We start from the raw sequence: 25,871 nt of genomic DNA, 5'->3' as shown, positions 1-25,871 counted from the left end.
TCCGGCAGGGCGGCCGGCCCGGCGTGGCGGGATAGGCTCGGCGACATGACGGTGGCGGTACGGGTGATCCCCTGCCTGGACGTGGACGCCGGGCGGGTGGTCAAGGGGGTCAACTTCGTCGACCTGCGCGACGCGGGCGACCCGGTCGAGCTGGCCGCGGCGTACGACCGGGCCGGCGCGGACGAGTTGACCTTCCTCGACGTGACCGCCTCCAGCAGCGACCGCGGCACCATGCTCGACGTGGTGCGGCGCACCGCCGAGTCCGTCTTCATTCCGCTCACCGTCGGCGGTGGCGTACGCAGCGTCGCCGACGTGGACACCCTGCTCCGCGCCGGGGCGGACAAGGTCGGGGTGAACACCGCGGCGATCGCCCGGCCGGAGCTGATCGCCGAGGTCGCCGACCGGTTCGGCCGGCAGGTGCTGGTGCTCTCGCTCGACGTGCGCCGCGCCCCCGGCGTCACCGCCAGCGGTTTCGAGGTGACCACCCACGGCGGCCGGCGGGGCACCGGGATCGACGCCGTCGACTGGGCCCGCCGCGGCGCCGAGCTGGGCGCGGGGGAGCTGCTGGTCAACTCGATGGACGCCGACGGCACCAAGGCCGGGTTCGACCTGGAGCTGATCCGGGCGGTCCGGGAGGTCGTGGACGTGCCGGTGGTGGCAAGCGGCGGAGCGGGTCAGGTGGCGCACTTTCCGCCGGCGATCACCGCCGGCGCGGACGCGGTGCTCGCCGCGAGCGTCTTCCACTTCGGTGAGTTGACCGTCGCCGACGTGAAGGACGCCCTGCGCCACCGCGGTCACCCCGTCCGCTGACGGTCGCGGCCCGCGCCGGCGTCGGGATCAGCGGTCCGGATGCCCCTCGGGGGAGCGGCGCGGGGCCGGAATGGAGCGGACCACGTACTCCTGCACCGCCGCGGCGTGGTCGGCCTCGTCCAGCGTCCACTCGGCGCTGCCCGGCGCGTGCCGCCGGCCGAGCACACCCTGCATCTTCTCCACAGTGGTCGTCACGCCGGCGCTGGGCCGGCTGCGCCAGAGTTGCTCACCCTCGGCGGTGATCCGGAACCAGCCGTCGTCGACGCTGACCAGACCGGCGCCGAGCAGCCGGCGCACGGCCGTCTCCAGCTCGTCCCGCTGCGGGATGGCCCGGTTGAGGTGATCGGCGGTGGAGAGCACGTCGGCGAGGCGTACGCCCTCGGGGCGCCGGCTGGACGCGGACCGGCGGTGCCTTCCGGCGCCGCTCGCGATGACCAACGACACGAAGATCCAGGCGTCGTTCCAGCGCCATCCGCTCTCCCCCATGCAGAAATGATGCCGGTCCGGCTCGCGGAAGGAAACACTTGGTCGGCGTACGCCCTCCCGCCCGGCGAACGTCTGCTGGCCGGACGGGGTCGGGGGTGGGTCGAGGCGTCAGCCCGCCGGCTGCGCGGCCACCCGCCCCGGGCCGACGTCCCCGGGCTCCGCGACGGCGAACAACGGTACGAAGAACTGGGCGAGCGGCCCGATGGCGAGCGCGTACGCCACCGTGCCGATGCCGGCCGTGCCGCCGAGCAGGAAGCCCAGCGCCAGCACGGTGATCTCGATGACGGTGCGCACCAGCCGGATCGAGCGGTGCGGTCGACGGGCCACGAAGCCGGTCATCAGCCCGTCGCGCGGGCCAGGGCCGAGCCGGGCGCCGAGGTAGAGGCCGGTGGCGGCGCCGTTGGCCACGATGCCGGTGACGAGCAGTCCAATTCGGATCCAGAGTGGTCCGACAGCGGGCAGCAGCGCGAGCGTCGCGTCCACGACCAGTCCGATGACCACCACGTTGCTGACGGTGCCGAGGCCGGGCCGTTGCCGCAGCGGGATCCAGAGCAGCAGGACGACCGCGCCGACGGCGATGGTCACCGTGCCGAAGGAGAGGCCGGTGCGCTCGGAGAGCCCTTGGTGGAACACGTCCCAGGGGTTGAGCCCCAGCCCGGAGCGGATCATCAGCGCCATGCTGATCCCGTAGAGGGCCAGGCCGAGGTAGAGCTGGGTCAGCCTGCGGACCGGACGGTGCCGCAGATTGCCAATTGTTGCCATGCATGCCACCCTAGGGGCCAATTCATCGAGTGATAGAGCCAATCCGGGGGAGGTGGCCATGACCAGCCAGGTCCGGGGAATCCAATTGGCGCGGCTGCTCGGTCAGTGGCATGCGCTCCCGGGCCGTCGGCGCAGCCCCGACTACGCCGCGCTCGCCGGAGCGGTCCGCGGGCTGCTCGCCGACGGCCGGCTGCCGTTGGGCGTACGGCTGCCCGCCGAGCGGGAACTGGCCCAGGCGCTGAAGATCAGCCGGACCACGGTCACCGCCGCCTACCGGCAGCTGCGGGAGAGCGGTCACCTGGCCAGCCGGCGGGGCGCGGGAAGCTGGACCATGCTGCCCGGCAACCACCGGGTGACCAGCACCGGATTGTGGACGCCGCTGGACGACGTCGACATGATCGACCTCGGGATCGCCGCGCTGGCCGCGCCGCCGGAGCTGATGCCGGCCGCCCGGGCCGCCACCGAGGACCTGCCCCGCTACCTGGGCGGGGCCGGATACCACCCGACGGGCATCGTCGAGCTGCGCGAGGCGATCGCGCAGAGCTACACCGAACGGGGCCTGGCGACCTCGCCCGACCAGATCATGGTGACCAGCGGCACCCAGCACGCCCTCGATCTGGTGCTGCGGCTGGCCCTGTCACCCGGCGCCGGAGTCCTGGTCGAGTCGCCGACCTACCCGAACGCGCTCGCCGCGCTCGCCGCCCGCCGGGCCCGTATCGCCACCCACGGGCTCGCCGCGGACGGTGCCGGCTGGGACACCGACCTGCTGCTCGGCAGCATCCGCCAGGGGCGGCCGAAGCTGGCCTACCTGATTCCGGAGTTCCAGAATCCCACCGGCCACCTGATGGCGGGCGAGCTGCGGGAGCGGGTGGTGGCCGCGGCCCACGCCGCCGGCACCGATCTGGTGGTCGACGAGTCCTTCGTGAGCCTGCCGCTGGACGGCACGCCGGTGCCGCCGCCGGTGGCGACGTTCGACCGGCACTCCCGAGTGATCTCCATCGGCGGAATGAGCAAGCCGTACTGGGGCGGACTGCGGATCGGCTGGGTCCGCGCCTCCGCCCCGCAGGTGCAGCGCCTGGCCGCCGCCCGCGTCGGCGTGGACATGGCCAGCCCGGTGCTGGACCAACTGGTGGCGGTGCACCTGCTGGCCGAGGCGGCCGGCATCGTCGCGGACCGGCAGGCGCAGCTCACCGTCCAGCGCGACGCCCTGCTGGGTGCGCTCGCGCAACGGCTACCGGACTGGCGGGTCACCGTGCCGCGCGGCGGGGTGACGCTCTGGCTGGAGCTGGACGGGCCGATCTCCAGCGCCCTGGCCCGGGCCGCCGAGGAGGTCGGCGTACGACTGGCGCCGGGTCCCCGGTTCGGCCTCGACGGCACCCTGGAGCGATTCCTGCGGCTGCCGTTCACGTTGCCCGCGGCCGAACTCGTCGACGCGGTCGGCCGGATCGCCGCGGTCCGCTACGACCTGGACCGGGCCGCCCGTCGACAGTGGCGGGAACCGACGGTCATCGCCTGAGGACGCCGGCCCCGCCCCGGGACGGGAGCGAGGCCGGCGTGGTTCGGCTCAGAGCTCGGCGAGCGTGCCCTCGTACATCTTGTCGATCTCGGCGGCGAAGTTCGCCTCCACCCCGCGGCGCTTGATCTTCAACGACGGGGTGATCTCGCCGTGCTCGATGGCCAGGTCGCGGGGCAGGATGGTGACCTTCTTGATCCGCTCCCAGCGGTTGAGCTTGCTGTTGAGCTGGGTCACGTACTCCTCGACCATGGCCTGCGCCTGCGGCGCGGTCACGATCTCGGCGTAGTCGCGTCCCGCCAGGTCGGTGCCGGCCACCCAGCCCTTGATCGCGTCGGGGTCGAGCGTGACCAGCATGGTGCAGTAGTTGCGAGCCTGGGAGATGACGACCGCCTGCGAGGTGTACGGGCAGATCGCCTTGAACATCCCCTCGATGTGCGAGGGCGCGATGTACTTCCCGCCGGAGGTCTTGACCAGGTCCTTCTTCCGGTCGGTGATGCGCAGGTAGCCGTCGTCGTCGAGGCTGCCGATGTCACCCGTGCGGAAGAAGCCCTCCTCGGTGAACGCCGCCGCCGTCTCCTCGGGCAGGTTGTGGTAGCCGCGCATCACCGGCCGGCCGCGCACCAGGATCTCCCCGTCGCTGTCGATCCGGCACTCCAGGTCGCCCATCGCCTTGCCGACCGTGCCGATGCGCAGCCCCGCCGGTGGGTTGACGAAGTTGCCGGCGCTCGTCTCGGTCAGCCCGTACCCCTCGGAGATCGGCAGGTTGGCGGCGGCGAAGAAGGTGGCGATCTCCGGGCTGAGCGGCGCGGCACCGGAGACCAGTACCCGGATCTGCCCGCCGAGCCGTGCCTGGAGCTTGCTGAACACCAGCTTCTCGGCCACCCGGTAGCGCAGCTTCAGTCCGGCCGGGAGTGGCTTGCCGGCCTGCTCCAGCGCGACCTTCTCCTTGCCGACCCGGACCGCCCAGCCGAAGATCTTCGCCTTCGCGCCGCCGTCGGCCTGCGCGGTGGTCACCGCCCGGTTGTAGACCTTCTCGAAGACGCGCGGCGCGCCGCACATGAGCGTCGGCCGGATCACGCCGAGCAGGTCGACCAGCCGGTCCACCCGGCCGTCCACGTAGGTGGGCAGGCCGACGTGGATCGCGCCGCAGAGCAGGGTCTTGCCGAACGAGTGCGACAGCGGCAGCCAGAGGTACTGGAGGTCGTCCTCGCGCAGCAGCCCCAGGTTGGCCTGCGCCACGCCCTCCCAGCACCAGCCGCCGTGCAGCAGCTCGACCCCCTTGGGGCGGCCGGTGGTGCCCGAGGTGTAGATGAGGGTGGCCAGGTGCTCCGGGCCGATCCCGGCGACGATCATGTCGATCAGGTCCGGCTCGGCGGCGAGGGCCCGCTCACCGCGCTGCTCCAGCTCGGCGAGGGTGAGCTGGGGGACGGCGGCGGCCGGGTCGGGCGTGCCGTCGAAGAGCACCACGTGGGTCAGCGCGGGCAGGTCGGCGCCGGCCACCTTGGCGGCCTGGGCCGGATCCTCGGCGAAGAGCACCCGGGAACCCGAGTCGGCGATGATGTAGGTCGCGTCCTCCGGCTCGGTGGTGGGGTAGACGGTCGTCGTCGCACCGCCGGCACACATGATCCCGAGATCCGCGAGCACCCACTCGATCCGGGTGTTCGCCAGGATCGCCACCGGATTCTCCAGGCCCACGCCGAGGCCGTGCAGCCCGGCGGCGATCGCCTTGGCGCGCTGTCCCATCTGGGACCAGGTCAGCCAGACCGGGCCGGAGTCGTCGGCCGCGGGGTGGGCGAAAGCGTGGCGGTCGGGGGTCGCCGCCACGCGTTTGAGGAACATGTCGGGGATGGAACGGTACGGTACATCGAGAGACATCGCTGTGCCGCCTTCGGGGGTGTGACGTGACGGGCGTCACGTCATGGTGGTTACCGAAGGGTATGCGTGGCACCCCCGGCCGGGCTACCCCCGGTGATCGTCCGGAAGGGCGGCCGGCGTGGCCGTTCAGGCGTACCGGGCGGCGACCAACGACCAGTCGTAGGTGGCCCGTACCCAGTTGCGCCGTGCGGCGAGCACCTGGTTGACCGCCGGGTCGCCCGCGGCGAGCAGCTCCGCCTCCGCCGCCAGGTACGCCGACAGGGTGTCGTTGAACCGGTCCGCCGCCGCGTGCAGCGCCGCGAGCTCGTCGCGGCCGGACTCCCGGGCGATCACGGTGACCAGGTTGTGCCCGTCCGGCGCGGAGCGTTCCTTCGAGTAGGAGAAGACGTCGTTGCACCAGCAGACCAGGTCCGCCGCGAGCGTGTCGACGGTGAGCAGGGCCGGCTCGGTCCGGGTCGCGGCGCCGGGGAAGCCCGCCAGGGCCAGGTCGGTCAGCGCGAAACTGGGGTGTACGCCGCCGGTGTGCCGGCGCATCTGCACGTACTCGGCCACCCCGGGCGCCCGCCCGTGCTCCCGGTTGCTCGCCTCCCACAGCAGCGCGAGCAGGTAGTCCCGGACCCGGCTCACGAAGCGCAGCAGCAGGGCCGAGTGGCCGTGGGCGCGTACCCGGCGGCAGAGATCGTGCAGCGCGGCGCCGAGGGGGCCGGCGGACGGTGTCACCGGCCCCTCGCCGTGCCCGTCGAGCACGTCGAGCAGCTTCGCGACGACCGGTGCGAGCCGGGTGGGCGCGGCGCCGAGGCCGTCCTCGTCGCAGGCGTCGTCCATCACGAAGAGCCAGGAGATCAGGTCGGTCAGCAGCCGGACCTCGTCGAGCGGGCCGTCGGGCGCGGCCCGACCGGCCAGCCCGGCCGCGTCGGCCCGGCGCAGCCGGCTCAGCCGGTGACCGGATTCGATCAGACCGAAGCTCTGCGCCCAGGCAGTGCTCTCCCCCGTCAGCCGATCCGTGCTGTCATGGCGCCGTGCGGGGAAGGGGGGTTCCCGCAGCGCCGAGACCGCGAAGGTCCGCATCGTGCCCCCACTCGCGCCGTCCGGTGCGAACGACGCGGGAAAGCGTACGGGAGGAGAGATCGGTTCGGGTCGCTGGGTGCACATTGCAGGACGGTCGGTGAGTGACCGATTATGTGCACTGAGTTATATGCCGAGGTTGGCCCCGCGCAGCCGCTGCGTCAACTCCGCCGGGCCGTCCAACTGAACCCGGGCAACCCGTTGCCGCCCGGAGAGGAAGAGCGTGAGTTCGCCCGGTGGCGCGACCAGCCGCAGCTGCTCGCCACCCCGACCGGTGGAGAGCTGCCCGTGACCGGGCGCCTGCACGTAGACGTCCGCGGGGAACCGGCGCAGCGCCAGCCGGGCGAGCGGGGCGGCCCGCCGCCACAGCGTGGACCGCAGCCCGGCGGGAAGCTCGCGAGGCGACCACCCGGCCCCGCCCCGCCGCACGTCCTCGTGGTGGATGAAGAACTCCATCGTGTTGGCCAGCTCGTCCGTGAGCGGGTTGCTGACCGGGCTCCAGAGCGGCGGCCGGCGCACCTGGGCCACCAGCTCGGCGAAGGGACGTGCGGCCACGTCCCGCCGGACCCGCTCGGCGTAGTCGCGCAGCGGACGGAGCACGAGCCCCCCGGCCGCGTCCGGCCGGCGTTCCCGGACCACGAGGTGCGCGGCGAGATCGCGGACCGACCAGCCCTCGTTGACCGTCGGCGCATCCGGTCCCAGGGTGAGCATGAGATCGGCCAGCGCGTCGCGCTCGGCTCGGGCGTACCGGGGCATGACCAGATGGTAAGCCGGGACGCGGCGCCCGGCGCGCCGCGGCGGCCCGTCGGCACGTCGGGGACCGGAGGGACCAGGTCGCGGCCGGCCGGACGCGGCCCGATCCGCCCGGCCCACCGCTGTGTCGGCCACGTGACGGCCGACATAGCCGGGCGGACGGCGGGGCCACCCCCGGACCGGTAAGGATGGGGGAGATAATTGCGGCTTACGGCGGGGGAGAACGTGTCGAGCGGTACGAATCGGGACGTCGTCGGTCGGGGACTGGCCGTCCTCGGGCGGGCGATCCGGGAACAGCCACGGATCTTCACGGTCGCGGTCGTCGGCAGCGTGCTCTTCGGATCCATGGTGATCGCCAGCGCGTACGTGGTCGGCGCGGTGGTCGGGGACGTGGTCGTCCCCTCGATCGAACGCGGTTCGGTCGCCGCGGGCACGTTGGCGCTGGCGGCGGTGGCGCTCTTCGGGATCAGCGTCGTGCGGGTGGTGGGCATCTTCGGCCGCCGGCTCGGCGCCGGCTACATGCAGTACCGGCTCCAGGCCGCGTACCGCCGCCGGGTCACCCGCCGCTATCTGGAGCTGCCGCTGGCCTGGCACCACCGCAACTCCACCGGCACCCTGCTCTCGAACGCGAACTCCGACGTCGAGGCCGCCTGGTACCCGATCGCGCCCCTGCCGTTCGCGGTGGGCACGCTGGTCATGCTGGTCGGCGCGGTCGCCTCCCTCTTCGCCACCGACTGGGCGCTGGCCCTGGTCGGGCTCGCCGTCTTCCCGGCGCTCTTCGTGCTGAACGTGATCTACTCCCGCCGGATGGCGCCCCGGCAGGCGCGCGCCCAGCGGCTGCGCGCCGAGGTCAGCGGAATCGCGCACGAGAGCTTCGACGGGGCGCTCGTGGTGAAGACGATGGGGCGGGAGGCGCAGGAGACCGGCCGCTTCGCCGGCCGCGCCGGTGAGCTGCGGGACTCGCTCATCGCGGTGGGTCGGCTGCGCGGCGTCTTCGACCCGATGCTCGAGACCCTGCCCAGCCTCGGCACCCTCGCCGTCCTGGTGGTCGGCACGTTCCGGCTCCGGCAGGGCGCGATCGGCGTCGCCGAACTGGTCAGCGTCGCCTTCCTCTTCACGGTCCTGGCCTTCCCGGTGCGGGCGATCGGCTGGGTGCTGGCCGAGCTGCCGCGCAGCGTCGCCGGCTGGGACCGGTTGCGCCGGGTGCTCGACGCCACCGGCGAGATGCCGTACGGCGACCGCGAGCTCGACCCGGCCGACCCGACGCCGGCCCCGCTCACCTTCGACGACGTCTCCTTCGCGTACGAGCCGGCCGAGGCGCACCTGCCCGGCGCCGAGGTGCTCGGCGAGGTCTCCTTCACCGTGCCGCCCGGGAAGACCGTGGCGCTGGTCGGGCCGACCGGCGCCGGCAAGTCGACGATCGCCTCTCTGGCCGTACGGCTGGTGGACCCGCGCTCCGGCGCCGTCACCCTGGACGGTGTGGACGTACGCGAGCTGACCGCCGGGTCGCTGGCCCGCACCGCGGCGCTCGTCGCCCAGGTGCCGTTCATCTTCGACGACACCGTCCGGGCCAACATCGCGCTGGACCGGCCGGGCGTCACCGACGACGACGTGTGGGCCGCGCTGCGGCTGGCGGAGGCGGACGGCTTCGTGGCCGCGCTGCCCGACGGGCTGGACACCATGGTCGGGGAGCGCGGCACCTCGCTCTCCGGCGGGCAGCGGCAGCGGATCACGCTGGCCCGCGCCCTGGCGGGCCGGCCGCGGCTATTGGTGCTCGACGACGCCACCAGCGCGGTCGACCCGCGGGTGGAGGCCGCCATCCTGGCCGGGCTGCGCTCCGCCGACCGCTCCGGGGTCAGCCCCGCCTCGATCCTCGTGGTGGCGTACCGGCGGGCCACCATCGCGCTCGCCGACGAGGTGATCTACGTCGAGCAGGGCCGGGTGCTGGCCCGGGGCACGCACGCCGAGCTGCTCGCCACCGTGCCCGGCTACGCGAACCTGGTCACCGCCTACGAGCAGGCCGAGGTGGAGCGGACCCAGGAGCAGCCGTACGACCCCGAGGCGGATCCACTGCACTCGGGTCTGGAGATCGAGGTGGACCGGTGAGCGCGAGGAGTGCAGCGCAGCGGAGCCCCGCAGTCGCGAACGAGAGGCCGAACCGGTGAGCACGACGAGCACCGCACAGCGCGGGGCGGAGGCGCCCGAACCGACCGAGACGACCTGGCAGACCCTGCGGCGCGGCCTCGCGCTCTCCCCGGAGCTGCGTACCGGGTTGCTCGGCACGCTCGCCCTGGCCCTGGTCTACATGGTCGGCCGGGTGGCCGTGCCGGTCGCCGTGCAGCAGGGCATCGACAACGGCATCGTCGGCGGGCTCGACCTCGGCGTGATCTGGACGGTGGTGACGGCCGCCGCGGTCATCCTGGCGGTGACGACGCTCTGCGGCTACCTGATGATGCGCCGCCTCTTCACGGTCAGCGAGACCGCGTTGGCGAACGTCCGGATCCGGGCGTTCCGCCACGTGCACGACCTGTCGATGCTGCACCAGCAGTCCGAGCGGCGCGGCTCGCTGGTCTCGCGGGTCACCAGCGACGTCGACCAGATCACCCAGTTCCTCCAGTGGGGCGGGGTGATCCTGCTGGTCAACCTTGGTCAGCTGGTGGTGACCACGATCGTGATGCTGGCGTACTCCTGGCAGCTGACGTTGATGGTCCTCGCCGCCTTCCTGCCGGCGGTCTTCGTGATCCGGTCGCTGCAGCGTCGCCTCGGCACCGCGTACGGCATCGTCCGGCAGCGCACCGGAACGCTGCTGGGTGCGATCGGTGAGAGCGTGGTCGGCGCGCCGGTCATCCGGGCGTACGGCATCGCGGAGCGCACCGGCCGCCGCCTCGACGAGGCGATCGACGGCCAGCGCCGGGCGCAGCAGCGGGCCATCCGGATCAGCATCATGGGCAGTTCGGTGGGTGAGTTGGCGGCCGGGCTGGCGCTGGCCGGCGTGGTGGCGCTCGGCGTCGTCCTCGGCGTCGGGGGCACGCTCAGCATCGGCCAGCTGACCGCGTTCCTCTTCCTGGTCACCCTCTTCATCCAGCCGGTGCAGATCGCCACCGAGGTGCTCAACGAGGCGCAGAACGCGATCGCCGGCTGGCGCCGGGTGCTGAACGTGCTCGACGTGGCCCCGGACGTGGCCGATCCGGCCGAGCAGGGCCGTGACCTGCCGTCCGGTCCGCTGGACATCCGCTTCGCCGGGGTGGGCTTCGCGTACCCGGGCGGCGCGCCGGTGCTGCACGACATCGAGGTGGAGATCCCGGCGAAGAGCCGGGTGGCGGTGGTCGGCGAGACCGGCAGCGGCAAGACGACCTTCGCCAAGCTGCTCACCCGACTCATGGACCCGACCGGCGGCGCGGTGCTGCTCTCCGGGGTGCCGTTGAACGAGGTGCGGTTCGCCTCGCTGCGCGCCCGGGTGGTGATGGTTCCGCAGGACGGTTTCCTCTTCGACGCCACGGTGGGGCAGAACGTCCGGTTCGCCCGCCCGGAGCTCTCCGACGAGCAGCTCGTGGCGGCCTTCAACGAGCTGGGCCTGGCGGACTGGCTGGACGGGCTCCCCGCCGGGCTGGACACTCCGGTCGGCGAGCGCGGTGAGGCGTTGAGCGTGGGGGAGCGGCAGCTGGTGGCGCTGGCCCGGGCGTACGTGGCCGACCCGGACCTGCTGGTGCTCGACGAGGCGACCAGCGCCGTCGACCCGGCCACCGAGGTGCGCCTGCAGCGGACCCTGGACGCGGTCACCCGAGGTCGGACGACCCTCGCCATCGCGCACCGGCTCTCGACCGCGCAGGCCGCCGACGAGGTGATCGTGGTCGACCGGGGTCGGATCGTGCAGCGCGGGCCCCACGACGAGCTGGTCCGGGACCCGGAGTCGACCTACGGTCTGCTCTACGCCTCGTGGCTGGAGCAGACCCGCTGACCCCGGCACGGGGGTCGACCGTGCCGGGGCGGCGGGGTCAGCGGGAGTAGTACTCCACGACGAGCTGCTCGTCGCAGATCACCGGCACCTCGTTCCGGGTCGGCTCGCGCAGCAGCGTCGCCCGGAGGCCGGCCAGGTCCACGTCCAGGTACGGCTGTCCCGGGCCGTCTCCCCGGTTCGTGCCGGCGGCGGCGGCCTGGAACGGCAGCAGCTCGCGGCTGCGCTCGCGGACTCCGACGAGCTGGCCGGGGCGCAACCGGTAGGAGGGGCGGTCGACCTTGCGACCGTCGACCGTGATGTGGCCGTGCGCGACCAGCTGGCGCGCCTGGTAGATGGTGCGGGCCAGGCCGGCGCGGTGGACCACGGCGTCGAGGCGGCGCTCCAGGAGCGTGACCAGACGTTCGCCGGTCTTCCCGGCGCCCCGGGCGGCCTCGTCGAAGGTGCGGCGCAGCTGGGTCTCGCTGACGTTGTACTGGTGGCGCAGCCGCTGCTTCTCCAGCAGCCGTACCTGGTAGTCCGAGGTCTTGCGGCGTTGCCGCCCGTGTACGCCCGGCGGGTAGGGGCGGCGCTCGACGTAGCGGACGCACTTGGCGGTGAGGGGGATACCGAGGGCGCGGGAGAGCCGGACCTTGGGCCGGGCTTGGTTCACGTGGACGTCTCCGATCAGGTGCTCTATGGTGCTAGTTAGGTAAGCCTAACCTACTAAGGAGATCGCGCCATGGGACCCAGCCCCGCCGAGATCATCCGTACCCTCGTCGCGGGCCGGCTCCCCGGCCTCGTCCACCTGGCGCACCGGCCCGGCCCGCACCACGTACGGCACGTGACCGACCCGGAGGGGCGGGTGCTGCTGCTCGTGCCGGTGGTCAGCGATCTCGCCGCGGCGCTGCGGCCGGTCGACGGCGACGAGGACGTGGCGATCGTCCTCGACGTGCTCGACCTGCCTCCCGCGGCGGGCGCGCCCTCGCTCGGGCGGGCCTGGGTCTCCGGCTGGGCCGTCGAACTGGGCGGCGCGGAGGCCCGCGCCGCGGCGCAGGACTTCGCCGCCGTCGAGCCGACCGGTGACCTGCTCGACCTCGGCCGCCGGTTCCGCCTGTTCCGCTTCGAGGTGGCCGAGGCCCGCTGGGAGCGCGCCGACGACGTCCGTCGCGTCGACCCCGACGTCTACGCCGGGGCCGAGCCCGACCCGCTGCACCCGATCGAGGCCGAGCTGCTGGCCGACCTGGCCGACCACCACGGCGACGAGGTGAGCGCCTACCTTCGCCGGCACTTCGGCCTGGTCGCCGACGACCCGGCCGACGCGCCCCGGGTGGTCCGGATCGACCGGTACGGTCTCGCGGTGGCCCTCGGTGGGCCGGGGGCCCGGCGTCGGGCGCGGCTGGCCTTCCCGGCGCCGGTGGCCGACCACGCCGAGCTGGTCCGGCTGCTGCACCCGATGATCTGCCCGCGCGCCGCCGCCGGCTGAGCGGCCGCCCGCGCGCCGGTCGACGGCCGTCGCGGGCAGGGGTTCAGCGCCGGGGCAGGCCCCGGTCGACCAGCTCGGTGGGGATCAACAGGTCACGCGGCGCGGACCGGTCGCCCTGGATCCGGCGGAAGAGCAGCTCGGCCGCGGTACGCGCCAGCGTGCGGGTGTCGTAGGCGACCACCGTGAACGGGTACGGCAGCAGCCGGGACAGGTCGAAGTCGTCGAAGCCGAGCAGGGCCGCGTCGCTGCCCCGGCGGTGCAGCTCCTCCACCGCGCCGAGTGAGATCCGGTTGTTGAGGGCGAAGAAGGCGCTCGGCGGTTCGGGCTCGTCGAGCAGCTCTCCGACGACCCGGGCGGCCGTCTCCGGGTCCCGGATGCCGTAGCGGATCAGGCGGTCGTCGGCGAGCCCGGCCGCGGTGAGCGCGTCCCGCGCGCCGGCCAGCCGTTCGCGCATCGTGTAGATGGCTGTCGAGTCGAGCAGGATGCCGACCCGGCGGTGGCCGAGTTCGACCAGTTGCCGGACCCCGGCGTTCGCGCCGCCGCGGTTGTCCAGCAGCACCGTGTCGGCCGGCAGCCCGCCGGCCGGCCGGTCGAGGAAGACCGCCGGGGTGCCGCGCTCCACCTCGCTGCAGAGGAACGCGTGGTCGTCGCCGGCGGGTACGACGAGCAGGCCGTCCACCTGCCGGGCGCAGAGGTCGCGCAGCAGCTGCTGCTCCCGGGCCGGGTTCTCCTCGGAGCTGGCGATGAGCAGCATCGTGTCGTGTTCCGAGGCGACCTCCGCGACGGCGCCCGCGATGGTGGCGTAGAACGGGTTGGCGATCTCCTCGATGAGCAGCCCGATCGTCGCCGTGGCCTGGCCGGAGCGGAGCGAGCTGGCCAGGTGGTTGCGGCGGAAGCCGAGCTCGGCGACGGCGGCGAGGACCCGCTGCGCCACCTCCGGCTGTACGTAGGGGGCGTTGTTGACGACCCGGGAGACCGTCTTCACGCTCACCCCGGCAAGGGCGGCCACGTCCACCATGGTGGGTCGTCTGCTGCGGCCGGGGGCGCTGGTCACCCGCGAGACCTTACCGCCTCCGGATGACGGGTGGATCAAGCTCGGGTCAACGCCTTGACACGTGTGATCTTTCGCCGCGAGGATCTGACAACGTTGTCAGCCTGGGAGGCATCATGTCCGAGTCCGCGTCCATGTCGCGGCGAACCTTCCTGTCCACGAGCGCCACCCTGCTCGCCTCGGTCGGCGTGGCCGCCGCGCTGCCCGAGGCCGCCGGGGCCGCGCCCGCCGCGCCGGCAGGCGGAACCGCCGCCGTCGACCTGGCCCGGTACCGGCCGGTGAGCGTCTCCTCGACCGACTACGCGCCCACCCCGGGTTCGTTCGCCGTGGACGGACTGCCGCAGGTCGGCGTGCGCGGCAGCGGCTGGCGAGCCGCCGCCGCCGATCCGCAGTGGATCTCGGTCGATCTCCAGGCGCCGTGCCGGATCGAGGCGGTGACGCTGGTCTTCGAGGCCACGCTCGCCGACGGGCCGTTCGACGGCAACTACACAGACACCGACGGCGACGAGATCCTCTCCAGCGCCGCCGTGGCGTACCGGCTCGAGGTCTCCTCCGACGGGCGGACCTGGCGGACCGTGTACGAGACCACCGAGGGCCAGGGCGGCAGCCAGGCGATCCGGCTTCCGGAGCCGGCCACCGCCCGGTGGATCCGGATGACCGCCACGAAGCGCTCGAACAGCAACCCCGTCGGACTCAACGGGTTCCAGGTCTACGGCACCGCCCTCGCCCCGCGGCCGCGAGCCGAGGGCTGGACCAGCTGGGCGGGGGGCAACACCCGCCCAGCACCCGAGCTGAAGGTCGCCGCCGACGGCACCGTGCCGGTCGAGTCCGGCTGGTCGTTGACGATGGACGACTTCGCCGGCACCACCGACGGCGCGAAGCTCTCCACCGGCGGTGTCGACGTGCGGGACTGGCTGCCCGCCACCGTGCCCGGCACCGTGCTGGGCACCCTCGTCGACCGGGGTCACCTGCCCGACCCGGTCTCCGGCCTCAACAACATGCACATCCCGGAGGCGCTGTCCCGGCACTCCTGGTGGTACCGCCGCGCCCTGCGGCTGCCCCGCGGGCTGGACACCTCCGCCGGTCGCCACGTGTGGCTCGAGTTCGACGGCATCAATCACGAGGCCACCGTCTGGGTCAACGGGACGCGGGTGGGCGACGTCAAGCACCCCTTCGCCCGGGCGGCCCTCGACATCACCGCCGCCCTCGCCGGGCACACCGAGCACGTCGTGGCCGTCCAGGTCACCCCGATGCCGCACCCCGGCACTCCCGGCGACAAGGGGCCCGACGGTCGGACCTTCCTCCAGTCGGCCCACCACTACCTCGACGCGCCGACCTACCTCGCCGTCTCCGGCTGGGACTGGATGCCCGCGGTCCGGGACCGGGTCAGCGGCATCTGGAACCACGTCCGGCTGCGCAGCACCGGGGCCGCCGTCCTCGGTGACCCGTACGTCAAGACCGTCCTGCCGAACCTGCCGGAGACCGGCGCCGCCGAGGTCACCATCGCCGTACCGGTGCGCAACGCGGCCGCCACGGCCACCACCGTGACCGTCCGCGCGGAGTTCGACAAGGTCAAGGTCGAGACCACGGTGACCGTGCCCGCCGGCGGGGAGACCACTGTGGAGTTCACGCCGGAGCGCTTCCCCGCGCTGCGGCTGCGCAACCCCCGGCTCTGGTGGCCCAACGGCTACGGCGAGCCCCACCTGTACGACCTGAAGCTCACCGCCACCGTCGGCCGGAAGGTCAGCGACCGGCGCGGGGTCCGGTTCGGTGTCCGGGAGTTCGGCTACGACTGGCACCAGCCGATCCAGATCTCGCCGCCCGGCACGCCCCCGCTGGACTTCGTCGACGGCGCCGCCACGCAGATCGTCACCTTCGACCGCCAGCACGCCCGGCACGTCCGCATCCAGGCCGGCCAGCGCGCCACCGGATGGGGCGTCTCGATGTGGTCGCTCTCGGTGGCCGACGGCGACGGCCCCGACCTGGCCCGGGGAAAGTCCGCCACCGACTCCGGCGCGGAGAACGACACCAACGTCGCCGCCAACGCCGTCGACGGCGACCCGACGAGCCGCTGGGCCTCCAAGTACGAGGACGACCAGTACCTCCAGGTCGACCTCGGCGAGGCGGTCGACTTCGACCGGGTCACCATCGTCTGGGAGCAGGCGTACGCCCTCGACTACCGCGTCCAGGTCTCCGCGGACGGGGAGTCCTTCACCGACGTGAAGTCGGTCAGCAACGAGACCCCGCTGGGCAGCCGGGCCACCCAGGTCGAGACGTTCCCCGAGCAGGCCGCCCAGCACCTGCGCATCCAGGCCGGTACCCGGGCCACCTCGTGGGGTGTCTCCATGTGGACGCTCTCGGTGGGGCGGCAGGCCGACCCGGAGACCGATCTGGCCCTGCGCGCCGCCGCGAGCGCCTCCTCCGCCGACAGCGACTCCACCGGCCCGGAGCGGGCCGTCGACGGCAACCCGCGCACCCGCTGGGCGTCCAAGGCGGAGGACGGCCAGTGGATCCAGGTCGACTTCGCGGAGCCGGCCACCTTCGACCAGGTGACCATCGTCTGGGAGCAGGCGTACGCCCGCGACTTCGTCATCCAGGTCTCCGCCGACGGGCAGCACTGGACCGACGTCAAGTCGGTGAGTAACAAGATCACCGAACTCAAGATCAGCGTGAACGGCGTGCCGGTCTTCGCCCGGGGCGGCAACTGGGGCTGGGACGAGCTGCTGCGCCGGGTGCTGCCCGAGCGGCTCGCCGACACGGTCGAGATGCACCGCGACATGAACTTCACGATGATCCGCAACTGGCTCGGCAGCAGCAACCGCGAGGAGCTCTACCAGGCCTGCGACGAGCAGGGCATCCTGGTCTGGAACGACTTCTGGCAGGCCGGCCAGTTCCTGCCCAACCCGCCCGGCTACGTCGACATCGCCGCCGACACGATCCGGCGGTACCGCCACCACCCGAGCATCGTCGTCTGGTGCGGCGCCAACGAGGGCGACCCGCCGCCGATCGTCGACGCCGGGCTCAAGCAGGCGGTCGCCGCCGAGCACCCGGAGATCCTCTACATCCCGAACTCCGCGAGCGGCATCGTCAGTGGCCGCGGGCCGTACCACTGGGTCGACCCGGCGACGTACGTCGACAACAAGATCTACGAGGCCGACTCCTTCGGCTTCCACACCGAGATCGGCATGCCGGTGGTCTCGGTCGTCGAGAGCATGCGCAACCTCGTCGGCGACGAGCCGGAGTGGCCGCCGGGCGTGGTCTGGAACCACCACGACTGGTCGAGCATCGGCAACCAGCGCGTCGGCACGTACCAGGAGGCGATCGACGCGCGGCTCGGCGAGTCCGGCTCGCTCGACGAGTTCGCCACCCGGGCGCAGTTCGTGAACTACGAGAGCCACCGCGCCATGTTCGAGGCGTGGAACGCCAACCTGTGGCAGGACGCCACCGGCCTGCTGCTGTGGATGTCGCACCCGGCGTGGCACAGCACCGTCTGGCAGACGTACGACTACGACCTGGACGTGAACGGCGCCTACTTCGGCACCCGGAAGGGCTGCGAGCCGCTGCACGTCCAGGCCGACCCCGGCACCTGGCGGGTCCGGGCCGTCAACCACACCACGACGGCGCTCACCGGCGCCACCGTCACCGCCCGCCGGTACGACCTGCGAGGCCGGTCGTTGGGCGCGGCCCAGAGCCAGCGGCTGAGCGTGGCGGCCTCGTCCACCTCCGCCGCGTTCGTGGTGCCCGAGCCGGACCGTGCCGGGCTGCACCTCGTCCGGCTGGAGCTGCGTGACGGACACGGCCGGCTGCTCTCGGAGAACACCTACTGGCGCTACGGCGAAGCCGCGCAGATGCGCGCGCTCAACGACCTGGCGCGCACCCGCCTGTCCACGAAGACCGGCGGCGTGCGCACGGCCGGTGGTCGCGCCACGGTCAGCACGACGGTGCGCAACGAGGGCGACACGGTGGCGGCGCTGGTCCGGCTCGACGTGCGCGACGCCCGGGGGGAGCGGGTGCTGCCCGCCCGGTACGAGGAGAACTACTTCTGGCTCCTTCCCGGCGAGTCGCGTCGGGTGGAGATCTCGTGGCCGGCGCGGCTGGACCTGCGGGGCCACGTGCGGGTCTCGGCGCGGGCGTACAACTCGGCGGGCTGAGGTTCGGGTGCGCCGGTCGTCGCTCCGGCGGCCGGCGCACCCGTCGGCGTGACTGCCCCAGGGCTCGGGCTGCCGTGCCGCCCGACACCGATCGTGAGCCTGGGCGGTCCCGTGCCGCCGCCGGAACGGTGACCCGCACCGCCCGGGGCGGTGGGGCTATCCGGTGGGCAGCTCGCCGGTCAGGTAGCGCTGGATCGTCGGGCCGACGGCGGCGACCAGGGTCTCCGGGGCGGCGGAGGCGACCGGCTCCAGCCGGATCACGTAGCGCATCATGGCCAGCCCGACCAGCTGCGTGGCCACCAGTGACCCGCGCAGCGGCAGCTCGGCCGGGTCGATGTCGAGGTGCTCCAGCACCCGGCGCAGCACCTGGGTGACCACGAACTCGCGCAGCAGCCGGGCGGTCCACTCGTTGCTCACGGCCGAGCGCAGCAGTGCCACCCCGGCGGTGCTGGCCGGGGAGTCCCAGACGCCGAGGAAGGTGCGGACCAGCCGCTCGCCGATGCCGTCCGGATCGCCGGCGATCACTCCCGGGAGCAGCTCCCGGGGGTCGACCGGCGCCTGCATGGCGGCCAGGAAGAGCTGGTCCTTGCTGCCGAAGTAGTGGTGCACCAGCGCCGGGTCCACGCCGGCGGTGGCGGCGATGGTCCGGATGGAGGCCGCGTCGAAGCCTCGTTCGGCGAACGCGGCCCGCGCCGAGGAGAGGATCGCCTCGCGGGTCCCCGGGTTGCCGGGTCGCCGGCCGGTCCGTCGCGCCATCGCCGCCCTTCGCTGGTGCTCCTCGACCCGTCCGTTCGCCCGGCCGGGTCGCTCGTGTTCCTCGTGCTGCCGGCCCGCCCGTTCGCCGGGCCGGGTCGTCCTGCTCCCGCCCCGCCGAACGGGCGGGTCGGTCAGCCGCTGCGTCGGCGCAGCGTGGCCGCGGCGAGCACCAGCGCGAGCACCGCCGCGCCGGCGACCACCGCCACGTCCCGCCACATCGTGCCGGTCGGCTCGGCGTGCGCGCCGACCTCCTGCAACGCCTCGACGGCGTACGACAGCGGCAGCACGTCGCTGATCGCTTGGAGCCAGCCGGCCATCTCGTCACGGGGCACGAAGAGCCCGCAGAGCAGCAGCTGGGGGGCGACCACGACCGGCATGAACTGTACGGCCTGGAACTCGGTGCGGGCGAAGGCGCTGCAGAAGAGGCCGAGCGCGACCGCGAGCACCGCGTTCAACGCGGCGATCATGATCACCAGCCCGCTGCCGCCCGCGGTCTCCAGGTCGAAGAGCCAGTACGCCACCGCCGCGGCGACCGCGGCCTGCGCCGCCCCGGCCAGCCCGAAGGCGATGCCGTAGCCGAAGAGCAGGTCGGCCTTGGCCAACGGCGTGGTGAGCAGGCGCTCCAGGGTGCCGGTGGTGCGCTCGCGCAGCATGGCGATGCTGGTCACCAGGAACATGACGATGAACGGGAAGAAGCCGAGCATCACCAGCGCGATCCGGTCGAAGGTGGAGGGCGCGCCGCCGGGCGGGGCGGGCTGGTCGGCGTACATGTAGTAGACCAGGGTGAGCAGCAGCGCCGGCACCACCAGCAGCAGCGCCACCGTACGCCGGTCGTGGCGTAGTTGGCGCAGGATGCGACCGGTGGTCACGGCCAGGATCCGCGGGTTCACGACGACTCCCCTCCGGCGCCCGCCGCCACGGCGGCACTGGCCTCGTTCGCCCGGATCAGACGCAGGAAGGCCTCGTCGAGGTCGGCGACCCCGGCGGCGGCGCGGACCGCGTCCGGGGTGTCGTCGGCGATCAGACGCCCCTCCCGGATGAGCAGCAGCCGGTCGCACCGGGCCGCCTCGTCCATCACGTGGCTCGACACCAGCAGCGTCACCCCGGCCGCGGCCAGCTCGTGGAACCGGCTCCACAGCTCGGCGCGGAGCACCGGATCCTGTCCGACGGTCGGCTCGTCGAGGACGATGAGCTCCGGCTCGCCCACCAGGGCGCAGGCCAGCGAGGCCCGGCTGCGCTGCCCGCCGGAGAGGGTGCCGACCAGCTGTCCCGCCGCCGCGCCCAGCCCCACGTCGGCGACCGCCCGGTCGGCGTCGGCCCGGCCGCGCCCGTGCAGGGCGGCGAAGTAGCGCGCGTTCTCCCGCACGGTGAGGTCGGCGTAGACGCTCGGCGCCTGGGTCAGGTAGCCGACCCGTCGGCGCAGGTCGGCCGAGCCGGCGGGGCGTCCGAGCACTGTCGCCGTGCCCCCGGCGACCACCTGCACCCCGACCACCGCGCGCATGAGGGTGGTCTTGCCGCTGCCGCTCGGCCCCAGCAGGCCGGCGACCACGCCGCGCGGCACCGCGCAGCTGATGCCGTGCAGCACGCGCCGCCGCCCCCGGTCGACGACCAGGTCGCGGAGCACGATCGCATCCTCCATCGCTCCTCCCAAGAACTCATCAACTGTTGAACTCAACGCTAGATGAGTTATCCGCCCGCGCGCAACGGGTTGACTTCGAGCGCAGTCGAACTGCAACCCTGTCGGTCGTGGACATCAGCACACGCGAGCGCACCCTCACCGTCGGCGAGGCGGCCGAGCGGGTCGGCCTCACCACCTACACGCTGCGCTGGTACGAGCAGGAGGGTCTGGTGGCGCCGGTCGGTCGCGACTCGGCCGGACGGCGCCGCTACACCACCGGCGACGTCGACTGGCTCTTCCTGCTCACCCGGCTGCGCCGCACCGGCATGCCGGTACGGGACATGCGCCGCTACGCCGAACTGGCCCGGCAGGGCGATCGCACCCTCGGGGCGAGGCGGGCGCTCTTCGAGTCGCACCGGGCGCGGGTACTGACCCGGATGGCCGAGCTCGAGGCGGACCTGAAGGTGCTCGACCACAAGATCGACGCGTACCGCCGAGCGGAGGAGGGCCAGTGATCAGTCGGCGTGTCGGAGCGAACGGGCCGGAGGTCTCCGCGATCGGCCTCGGCTGCATGGGGATGAGCTTCGCCTACGGCGGCCGGGACGACGCCGAGTCGACCCGGACCCTGCACCGCGCCCTGGACCTGGGCGTCAACCACCTGGACACGGCCGACGTCTACGGCGCCGGCGCCAACGAGCGCCTGCTCGGCCCGGTCGTCCGAGCCCGTCGGGAGGAGGTGTTCCTGGCCACCAAGTTCGGCAACCGCAACCGGGGCGAGGGCCATGGCTTCACCGGCACCCCCGGCGCCTACGTGGACTCCAGCGCCGACTGGGCCCGCCAGGCGTGCGACGCCTCGCTGTCGCGCCTCGGTGTCGACACCATCGACCTGTACTACCTGCACCGGCGTGACCCGCAGACCCCGATCGAGGAGACCGTGGGAGCGATGGCCGAGCTCGTCGCGGCCGGCAAGGTGCGGCTGATCGGGCTCTCCGAGGTCAGCCCGGCGACCCTGCGCGCCGCGCACGCCGTGCACCCGGTCGCCGCCGTGCAGATGGAGTACTCGCTCTTCACTCGGGACGTGGAGGCGGAGATGCTGGCCACCTGCCGGGAGCTGGGGGTGGCGCTGGTGGCGTACTCGCCGGTCGGGCGGGGACTGCTCACCGGGGCGATAACCAGCCGGGGTCAGCTCGCCGCCGACGACTGGCGTGCCGGGGCGCCCCGCTTCGCCGAGAGCAACCTGGCGGCGAACCTCAAGCTGGTCGACGAGGTGCGCGCCGTGGCCACCGAGGTCGGCGCCACCGCGGCGCAGACGGCGCTGGCCTGGCTGCTCGCGCAGGGCGAGGAGGTGCTGCCGATCCCCGGCACCAAGCGGGTGCGCTGGCTGGAGGAGAACGTGGCGGCGGCCGACGTCCACCTCGACGCGGCGCAACTGGGCCGGCTCGACGCGGCGGTGCCACCCGGAGCCGCGGCCGGCGAGAGGTACCCGACGCCGGCGATGAGAACCCTCGGGCACTGAGAGACTGTCGCCGTCGATTCGGACACCAGGTGCGCCATCGGACAGCGCCGGTACGGCACGATGGCGGACGTGGATCACGCTCCGTTGCCAGACGCCGGATTCCTCGACGACTGGGCGGCCCGGCTGCGTGAGTTCGGCGAGCGGCAGGTCGTCGGCATCATGCTGCGCGGCAGCCACGCCCGGCAGGCCGCCACCGAACACAGCGACGTCGACCTCGACGTGCTGGTCGGCGGTGCGCCGTACGCCGCACGGCGGGCGTACCTGGCCCGGACAGCGGGCCGGCTCACCCACGTGTCGGTGGCCGCCCGGGACGTCCGCTCCTGGGTGGCCCGGCTCGGGAAACCGGCCGACTGGGCGTTCGGCCTGCCGGTGCTCGCGCCCGCCCGGCTGCTCTGGGCGGACGCGTACTGGCGGCGACGGATCGACCTGCCGGTGCTCTGCCAACCGGCGGGCGAGCCACAGCTGGAGGAGTTGATCGCCGCCCTCGGCAAGGCGGCGAGTGCCCGAGCCGCCGGGGACCACCTCGGGCTCCGCCTGGTCACGGCCGACCTGGCCCGGCTCTGCCCGTCCGTGCTGCGGCTGGCGAACCCCTCGGTGCGCGTCGCCTCGCGCCGGGCCGCCGCCGAGGCCGCGCTGAACCTTCCGGTCGCCCCGCCCGGCTACCGGGCGGACATGCTGCTCTGCCTGGGCCTGCGCCCGGGCGCCCCCGAGCAGCTCTGGGCCGCGGCGGTCCGGCTGGTCAGGGGGTCGCTCCCGCTGATCCGGCCGTACGCCGAACGGATCGCCGAGGCCGCCGGGGCGGACCTGGCCGAGGCGCTGCTCGACGGCCGGCTGGACCGCTACGTCGCCCAGCTCGTCCGGGCCTCCGATGCTCCGCCCCGCCCCGGACGGGAGGCATCTGCGGTGCCCGCGCCGCGTGCGGGAGAATGTCTTACTGTGCCCGCACCTGACGCGCCCGTGACCGGCGCCCCCAGCCCAGCGAGCCGGCCCCCGGTGTCCGGCCCGGCCCGTCCGTCGTCCCGGCTCGACCCGGCCATCGCGGCGCGGTTGCGGCGTACCGCCGACGGGCTGGTGGCGGCCGTGGTGCGCGAGCAGGAGACCGGCGAGGTACTGATGGTCGCCTGGATGGACGACGAGGCGCTGCACCGCACGCTCACCACCGGCCGGGCCACCTACTGGTCGCGCAGCCGCCAGGAGTACTGGGTCAAGGGCGCCACCTCCGGCCACCACCAGTACGTCCGCTCCGTCGCGCTCGACTGCGACGGCGACGCGCTGCTGGTGACGGTGGAGCAGGTCGGCGCGGCCTGCCACACCGGGCACCGCACCTGCTTCTTCGACGAGCTGCCGGTCACCGGCGTGGAGACGCCGTGAGCGCGCCGGGAAGCCGGCCGGCGGACGGGCGGCGGTCGTGACCGACGGCAAGGTCAGCCCCGACCAGGCGACCTTCACCGAGCTGGCCGCCCGCTGGCGGGTGGTGCCGGTGACCAGACGGCTGCTCGCCGACGCGGAGACCCCGGTCGGGGTCTACCGCAAGCTCGCCGGTGGCCCAGGCACGTTCCTGCTGGAGTCCGCCGAGCAGGGCGCCGGATCGGCCGGCATGACCTGGTCGCGGTACTCGTTCATCGGCGTACGCAGCAGCGCCACGCTCGTCGAACGTGACGGCGCGGCCAGCTGGCTCGGAGCGCCGCCGGCCGGGCTGCCCACCGGCGGTGACCCGGTCCGGGTGCTGCGGGAGACCGTCTCGGCGCTCGCCGGCCCCGCCTGGGACCCGGCCAGCGGAATGCCTCCGCTCACCGGAGGCATGGTCGGCTACCTCGGCTACGACCTCGTACGCCGCTTCGAGCGGCTGCCCGAGCTGACCGAGGACGACCTCGGTGTGCCGGAGCTGGGCATGATGCTCGCCACCGACCTGGTGGTGCTCGACCACTACGACGGTTCGGCGATCCTGATCGCCAACGCGGTCCTGCCCCCGCTCGACGAGCCGGCCCGCGACGAGCTCGTCGCCGCGGCGTACCACCAGGCGGTGGGTCGGCTCGACGCGATGACCACCGCGCTCTCCCGGCCGATCCCGCCGATGATCTCGACGGTCGACCGGTCACCGGCAGGGGAGGTGGCCGGCCGTACGCCCGAGGGCGGCTACCCCAAGGCGGTGGAGGTGGCCAAGGAGGCGATCCGGGCGGGTGAGTGCTTCCAGATCGTGCTGTCCCAGCGCTTCGAACGGCCCACCCACGCCGATCCGCTGGACGTCTACCGGGTGCTGCGCACCACCAATCCGAGCCCGTACATGTACCTGCTGCGCTTCGACGGCTTCGACATCGTCGGCTCCTCGCCGGAGGCGCACCTGAAGGTGACCACCGAGGCCGGCGGCGAGCGGCGCGCGCTGCTGCACCCGATCGCCGGTACCCGCCCGCGCGGCGCGACCCCGGCCCAGGACGCCCACCTCGCCGCCGAGCTGCTCGCCGATCCGAAGGAACGGGCGGAGCACGTCATGCTGGTCGACCTGGGCCGCAACGACCTGGGCCGGGTCTGCCGGCCGGGCACGGTCGAGGTGCCGGAGTTCGCCACCATCGAGCGGTACAGCCACGTCATGCACATCGTCTCCACCGTGGTCGGCACGCTCCGGGAGGACCGGACGGCCTTCGACGCCCTGGCCGCGACGTTCCCGGCCGGCACCCTCTCCGGTGCGCCGAAGGTGCGGGCCATGGAGATCATCGAGGAGCTGGAGCCGGTCCGGCGCGGCGTCTACGGCGGCACGGTCGGGTACTTCGGCTTCGGCGGCGACCTGGACATGGCCATCGCGATCCGGACGGCGCTCATCCGGGCCGGCCGGGCGTACGTGCAGGCCGGCGCGGGCATCGTGGCCGACTCCGACCCGGCCGCCGAGGAGCAGGAGACGCGGAACAAGGCCGCCGCGGTGCTCGCCGCCATCGCCGCCGCCGAGACGTTGCGAGCGGCCCGGTGAGCGCGAGGAGTGCAGCGCAGCGGAGCCCCGCAGTCGCGAACGAAAGGCTGACCCGGTGAGCGCGAGGAGTGCAGCGCAGCGGAGCCCCGCAGTCGCGAACGAAAGGCGGGTCCGGTGAGCGCGGACGAGACCCGGGACGCCCGGGCCGGCGCCGGTCGGCGCGAGTTGACGTACGCGGTGCTGCTCAGCCTGGCCGGCGCGGGCCTGGCGCTCTGGGCGGCGACCCGCACCTGGTCTGTCGAGCTGACCGTGCGGCCGTCCCCGCTGCCGCCGGAGCGGGTCGCCAGCACCGGTACCACCCTGCTGCCGTGGCTGCCCGCGCTGGCCGTGGTCGGCCTGGCGGGCGGGGGAGCGGTGCTCGCCACCCGGGGCCGGGTACGCCAGCTCCTCGGTGGTCTGCTCGCCCTGCTCGGGCTGGCGGTCGCCGTCGGTGGTGGCTACGGCCTCGTCGCCGGCTTCGAGGGGGTGGTGAGCCGGCAGTGGCCGGTGCTCTGCCTGGTCGGCGGTCTGCTGGCGGGTGCGGGTGGTCTGCTGACGGCGCTGCGCGGCCGGGACTGGCCGGCGATGGGGGCCCGCTACGAGCGGCCGTCGCGGGCCGCCGCCGTGCCGCCGGGGGGTGCCCCGGCGGGACCGGTCACCGGCCGCCGCACCACCGAGGCGTGGGACGCGCTGGACCGGGGCGAGGATCCGACGGTCAACTGACCGGCTGTCGCTCCCGCTCGCGGCGGGCGGCGGCGCGCGTGGTGGTCAGCTCGGCGACGAGGCGGTCGAGTTCGGCGCGCCGGTCGGCGCGGGCCCGGTCGGCGCAGACCGCCTCCCACGCGTTGCCGCGCGCCGTACGCATCCGGGCCTCGCCGACCACCGCGCGCTCCAGCGTGTGCACCACGCCGACGGCGAGGGACGCGACGGTCCGCGAGATGGTGGTCAGGCCGATGTTCGGGTTCGGGCCGGCAGTGCTCATGGTCACCCCGTACGAGGAGGTTGGCGAGGGCTGGGCAGGCGCGCATTCGAGTCTGCCCGACATCGATGCTCACCGGCTCACGTTTCACCGTGGTGTCCGTCGCATCAACACTCCGTCCGGCCCCTGACCAGGGCCGGTCCGGCAGTCCTTGAGCTTCCTCACAAAATCG

22 protein-coding genes and 1 pseudogene are annotated in these 25,871 nt (G+C 73.6%); 12 read left to right on the top strand and 11 right to left on the bottom strand.

Translation table 11 applies throughout. From position 1 onward, the window contains the following. Window positions 1–45: 45 nt before the first annotated feature. Window positions 46–810, top strand: coding sequence for an imidazole glycerol phosphate synthase subunit HisF (gene hisF / locus D7044_RS07180; protein ID WP_120678094.1), 765 nt, complete (start codon window positions 46–48; stop codon window positions 808–810). A gap of 27 nt (window positions 811–837) precedes the next feature. On the opposite strand, the gene D7044_RS07175 is transcribed toward hisF, so the two are convergent. Together D7044_RS07175 and yczE are read right to left on the bottom strand one after the other, a co-directional pair. Then, window positions 838–1,296 (bottom strand): hypothetical protein, encoded by a 459-nt coding sequence (locus D7044_RS07175; protein WP_120678092.1) that lies wholly within the window; start codon window positions 1,294–1,296, stop codon window positions 838–840. 108 nt (window positions 1,297–1,404) lie between these two features. Continuing rightward, window positions 1,405–2,058 carry a membrane protein YczE gene (gene yczE, locus D7044_RS07170; protein ID WP_120678088.1) on the bottom strand — a complete coding sequence of 218 codons (654 nt, stop codon included), beginning with the start codon at window positions 2,056–2,058 and terminating at the stop codon, window positions 1,405–1,407. A 58-nt stretch (window positions 2,059–2,116) separates the two neighbouring features. Here yczE and yczR point away from each other — a divergent pair, with 58 nt between their 5' ends. Next, window positions 2,117–3,574 carry a MocR-like transcription factor YczR gene (yczR, locus tag D7044_RS07165; protein WP_120688337.1) on the top strand — a complete coding sequence of 486 codons (1,458 nt, stop codon included), beginning with the start codon at window positions 2,117–2,119 and terminating at the stop codon, window positions 3,572–3,574. Window positions 3,575–3,622: 48 nt separating this feature from the next. Here the strand turns inward: yczR and D7044_RS07160 are convergent, their stop codons facing one another. From D7044_RS07160 to D7044_RS07150, 3 genes are all read right to left on the bottom strand, one after another. After that, window positions 3,623–5,449 (bottom strand): AMP-dependent synthetase/ligase, encoded by a 1,827-nt coding sequence (locus D7044_RS07160; protein WP_120678082.1) that lies wholly within the window; start codon window positions 5,447–5,449, stop codon window positions 3,623–3,625. A gap of 126 nt (window positions 5,450–5,575) precedes the next feature. After that, window positions 5,576–6,517: a terpene synthase family protein gene (locus tag D7044_RS07155; protein ID WP_120688336.1), complete on the bottom strand. Its 942-nt coding sequence runs from the start codon at window positions 6,515–6,517 to the stop codon at window positions 5,576–5,578. Between the two features lie 123 nt (window positions 6,518–6,640). Continuing rightward, the gene (locus D7044_RS07150; protein WP_120678887.1) at window positions 6,641–7,270 is read right to left on the bottom strand and encodes a TIGR03085 family metal-binding protein; all 630 of its coding nucleotides are present in this window, start codon (window positions 7,268–7,270) and stop codon (window positions 6,641–6,643) included. Window positions 7,271–7,492: 222 nt separating this feature from the next. Here D7044_RS07150 and D7044_RS07145 point away from each other — a divergent pair, with 222 nt between their 5' ends. Together D7044_RS07145 and D7044_RS07140 are read left to right on the top strand one after the other, a co-directional pair. Then, the gene (locus tag D7044_RS07145) at window positions 7,493–9,373 is read left to right on the top strand and encodes an ABC transporter ATP-binding protein (RefSeq protein WP_120678076.1); all 1,881 of its coding nucleotides are present in this window, start codon (window positions 7,493–7,495) and stop codon (window positions 9,371–9,373) included. A gap of 55 nt (window positions 9,374–9,428) precedes the next feature. Further along, entirely contained in the window at window positions 9,429–11,225 is a 1,797-nt protein-coding gene (locus tag D7044_RS07140) for an ABC transporter ATP-binding protein (protein WP_120678074.1), read from the top strand. A gap of 37 nt (window positions 11,226–11,262) precedes the next feature. On the opposite strand, the gene rpsD is transcribed toward D7044_RS07140, so the two are convergent. After that, window positions 11,263–11,874 (bottom strand): 30S ribosomal protein S4, encoded by a 612-nt coding sequence (rpsD, locus tag D7044_RS07135; RefSeq protein ID WP_120688335.1) that lies wholly within the window; start codon window positions 11,872–11,874, stop codon window positions 11,263–11,265. A gap of 69 nt (window positions 11,875–11,943) precedes the next feature. On the opposite strand from rpsD, the gene D7044_RS07130 reads away from it, so the two are divergent. After that, window positions 11,944–12,687: a DUF2470 domain-containing protein gene (locus tag D7044_RS07130; RefSeq protein WP_120688334.1), complete on the top strand. Its 744-nt coding sequence runs from the start codon at window positions 11,944–11,946 to the stop codon at window positions 12,685–12,687. A gap of 43 nt (window positions 12,688–12,730) precedes the next feature. Here the strand turns inward: D7044_RS07130 and D7044_RS07125 are convergent, their stop codons facing one another. Next, window positions 12,731–13,705 (bottom strand): LacI family DNA-binding transcriptional regulator, encoded by a 975-nt coding sequence (locus D7044_RS07125; RefSeq protein ID WP_120678065.1) that lies wholly within the window; start codon window positions 13,703–13,705, stop codon window positions 12,731–12,733. A 149-nt stretch (window positions 13,706–13,854) separates the two neighbouring features. Between D7044_RS07125 and D7044_RS07120 the strand changes: the two genes are divergently transcribed. Next, a complete protein-coding gene (locus D7044_RS07120) occupies window positions 13,855–17,889 on the top strand; it encodes a discoidin domain-containing protein (RefSeq protein WP_199716521.1) in 4,035 nt (1,344 codons plus the stop codon). A gap of 156 nt (window positions 17,890–18,045) precedes the next feature. Here D7044_RS07120 and D7044_RS07115 read toward each other — a convergent pair whose 3' ends face one another. From D7044_RS07115 to D7044_RS07105, 3 genes are all read right to left on the bottom strand, one after another. Further along, window positions 18,046–18,645 carry a TetR/AcrR family transcriptional regulator gene (locus D7044_RS07115; protein ID WP_120678062.1) on the bottom strand — a complete coding sequence of 200 codons (600 nt, stop codon included), beginning with the start codon at window positions 18,643–18,645 and terminating at the stop codon, window positions 18,046–18,048. A gap of 131 nt (window positions 18,646–18,776) precedes the next feature. After that, a complete protein-coding gene (locus D7044_RS07110; protein WP_120678059.1) occupies window positions 18,777–19,535 on the bottom strand; it encodes an ABC transporter permease in 759 nt (252 codons plus the stop codon). After that, entirely contained in the window at window positions 19,532–20,284 is a 753-nt protein-coding gene (locus tag D7044_RS07105; protein ID WP_120678056.1) for an ABC transporter ATP-binding protein, read from the bottom strand. The genes D7044_RS07110 and D7044_RS07105 overlap by 4 nt, the downstream gene beginning before the upstream one ends. 107 nt (window positions 20,285–20,391) lie before the next feature. On the opposite strand from D7044_RS07105, the gene D7044_RS07100 reads away from it, so the two are divergent. The 6 genes and pseudogenes from D7044_RS07100 to D7044_RS07080 all read left to right on the top strand — a co-directional run bounded on the left by D7044_RS07100 (window position 20,392) and on the right by D7044_RS07080 (window position 25,443). Continuing rightward, window positions 20,392–20,778 carry a MerR family transcriptional regulator gene (locus tag D7044_RS07100; RefSeq protein WP_120678054.1) on the top strand — a complete coding sequence of 129 codons (387 nt, stop codon included), beginning with the start codon at window positions 20,392–20,394 and terminating at the stop codon, window positions 20,776–20,778. Then, a complete protein-coding gene (locus tag D7044_RS07095; RefSeq protein ID WP_120688333.1) occupies window positions 20,775–21,779 on the top strand; it encodes an aldo/keto reductase in 1,005 nt (334 codons plus the stop codon). Before D7044_RS07100 ends, D7044_RS07095 begins: the two co-directional genes overlap by 4 nt. A gap of 60 nt (window positions 21,780–21,839) precedes the next feature. Beyond that, a pseudogene (locus D7044_RS32880) lies at window positions 21,840–22,535 on the top strand (phosphoribosyl-AMP cyclohydrolase); the annotation flags it as partial. A 180-nt stretch (window positions 22,536–22,715) separates the two neighbouring features. Next, window positions 22,716–23,150: a phosphoribosyl-AMP cyclohydrolase gene (hisI, locus tag D7044_RS32875; RefSeq protein ID WP_120678883.1), complete on the top strand. Its 435-nt coding sequence runs from the start codon at window positions 22,716–22,718 to the stop codon at window positions 23,148–23,150. Between the two features lie 37 nt (window positions 23,151–23,187). Next, window positions 23,188–24,741, top strand: coding sequence for an anthranilate synthase component I (locus D7044_RS07085; protein ID WP_120678048.1), 1,554 nt, complete (start codon window positions 23,188–23,190; stop codon window positions 24,739–24,741). A gap of 114 nt (window positions 24,742–24,855) precedes the next feature. Next, window positions 24,856–25,443, top strand: coding sequence for a Trp biosynthesis-associated membrane protein (locus D7044_RS07080; RefSeq protein WP_120688332.1), 588 nt, complete (start codon window positions 24,856–24,858; stop codon window positions 25,441–25,443). Here D7044_RS07080 and D7044_RS07075 read toward each other — a convergent pair. Next, window positions 25,436–25,702, bottom strand: a complete 267-nt coding sequence (locus D7044_RS07075) for a hypothetical protein (protein WP_120678881.1) — start codon at window positions 25,700–25,702, stop codon at window positions 25,436–25,438. The genes D7044_RS07080 and D7044_RS07075 overlap by 8 nt on opposite strands. Between the last annotated feature and the right edge of the window lie 169 nt (window positions 25,703–25,871).

This window comes from Micromonospora musae, from assembly GCF_003626635.1.
Taxonomy (GTDB): Bacteria; Actinomycetota; Actinomycetes; order Mycobacteriales; family Micromonosporaceae; genus Micromonospora; species Micromonospora musae.
Note: the sequence above shows the minus strand (reverse complement) of the source record. Positions and strands in the feature narration are given on the sequence as shown.

What these genes read in the sequence shown, in the direction of transcription:
- D7044_RS07175 (WP_120678092.1), bottom strand. Translation starts at nt 1,296, where the DNA reads ATGGGGGAGAGCGGATGGCGCTGGAACGACGCCTGGATCTTCGTGTCG.
- D7044_RS07150 (WP_120678887.1), bottom strand. Translation starts at nt 7,270, where the DNA reads ATGCCCCGGTACGCCCGAGCCGAGCGCGACGCGCTGGCCGATCTCATG.
- yczE (WP_120678088.1), bottom strand. Translation starts at nt 2,058, where the DNA reads ATGGCAACAATTGGCAATCTGCGGCACCGTCCGGTCCGCAGGCTGACC.
- hisF (WP_120678094.1), top strand. Translation starts at nt 46, where the DNA reads ATGACGGTGGCGGTACGGGTGATCCCCTGCCTGGACGTGGACGCCGGG.
- D7044_RS07130 (WP_120688334.1), top strand. Translation starts at nt 11,944, where the DNA reads ATGGGACCCAGCCCCGCCGAGATCATCCGTACCCTCGTCGCGGGCCGG.
- D7044_RS07155 (WP_120688336.1), bottom strand. Translation starts at nt 6,517, where the DNA reads ATGCGGACCTTCGCGGTCTCGGCGCTGCGGGAACCCCCCTTCCCCGCA.
- D7044_RS07075 (WP_120678881.1), bottom strand. Translation starts at nt 25,702, where the DNA reads ATGAGCACTGCCGGCCCGAACCCGAACATCGGCCTGACCACCATCTCG.
- D7044_RS07120 (WP_199716521.1), top strand. Translation starts at nt 13,855, where the DNA reads ATGTCCGAGTCCGCGTCCATGTCGCGGCGAACCTTCCTGTCCACGAGC.
- D7044_RS07115 (WP_120678062.1), bottom strand. Translation starts at nt 18,645, where the DNA reads ATGGCGCGACGGACCGGCCGGCGACCCGGCAACCCGGGGACCCGCGAG.
- D7044_RS07125 (WP_120678065.1), bottom strand. Translation starts at nt 13,705, where the DNA reads ATGGTGGACGTGGCCGCCCTTGCCGGGGTGAGCGTGAAGACGGTCTCC.
- D7044_RS07105 (WP_120678056.1), bottom strand. Translation starts at nt 20,284, where the DNA reads ATGGAGGATGCGATCGTGCTCCGCGACCTGGTCGTCGACCGGGGGCGG.
- D7044_RS07160 (WP_120678082.1), bottom strand. Translation starts at nt 5,449, where the DNA reads ATGTCTCTCGATGTACCGTACCGTTCCATCCCCGACATGTTCCTCAAA.
- yczR (WP_120688337.1), top strand. Translation starts at nt 2,117, where the DNA reads ATGACCAGCCAGGTCCGGGGAATCCAATTGGCGCGGCTGCTCGGTCAG.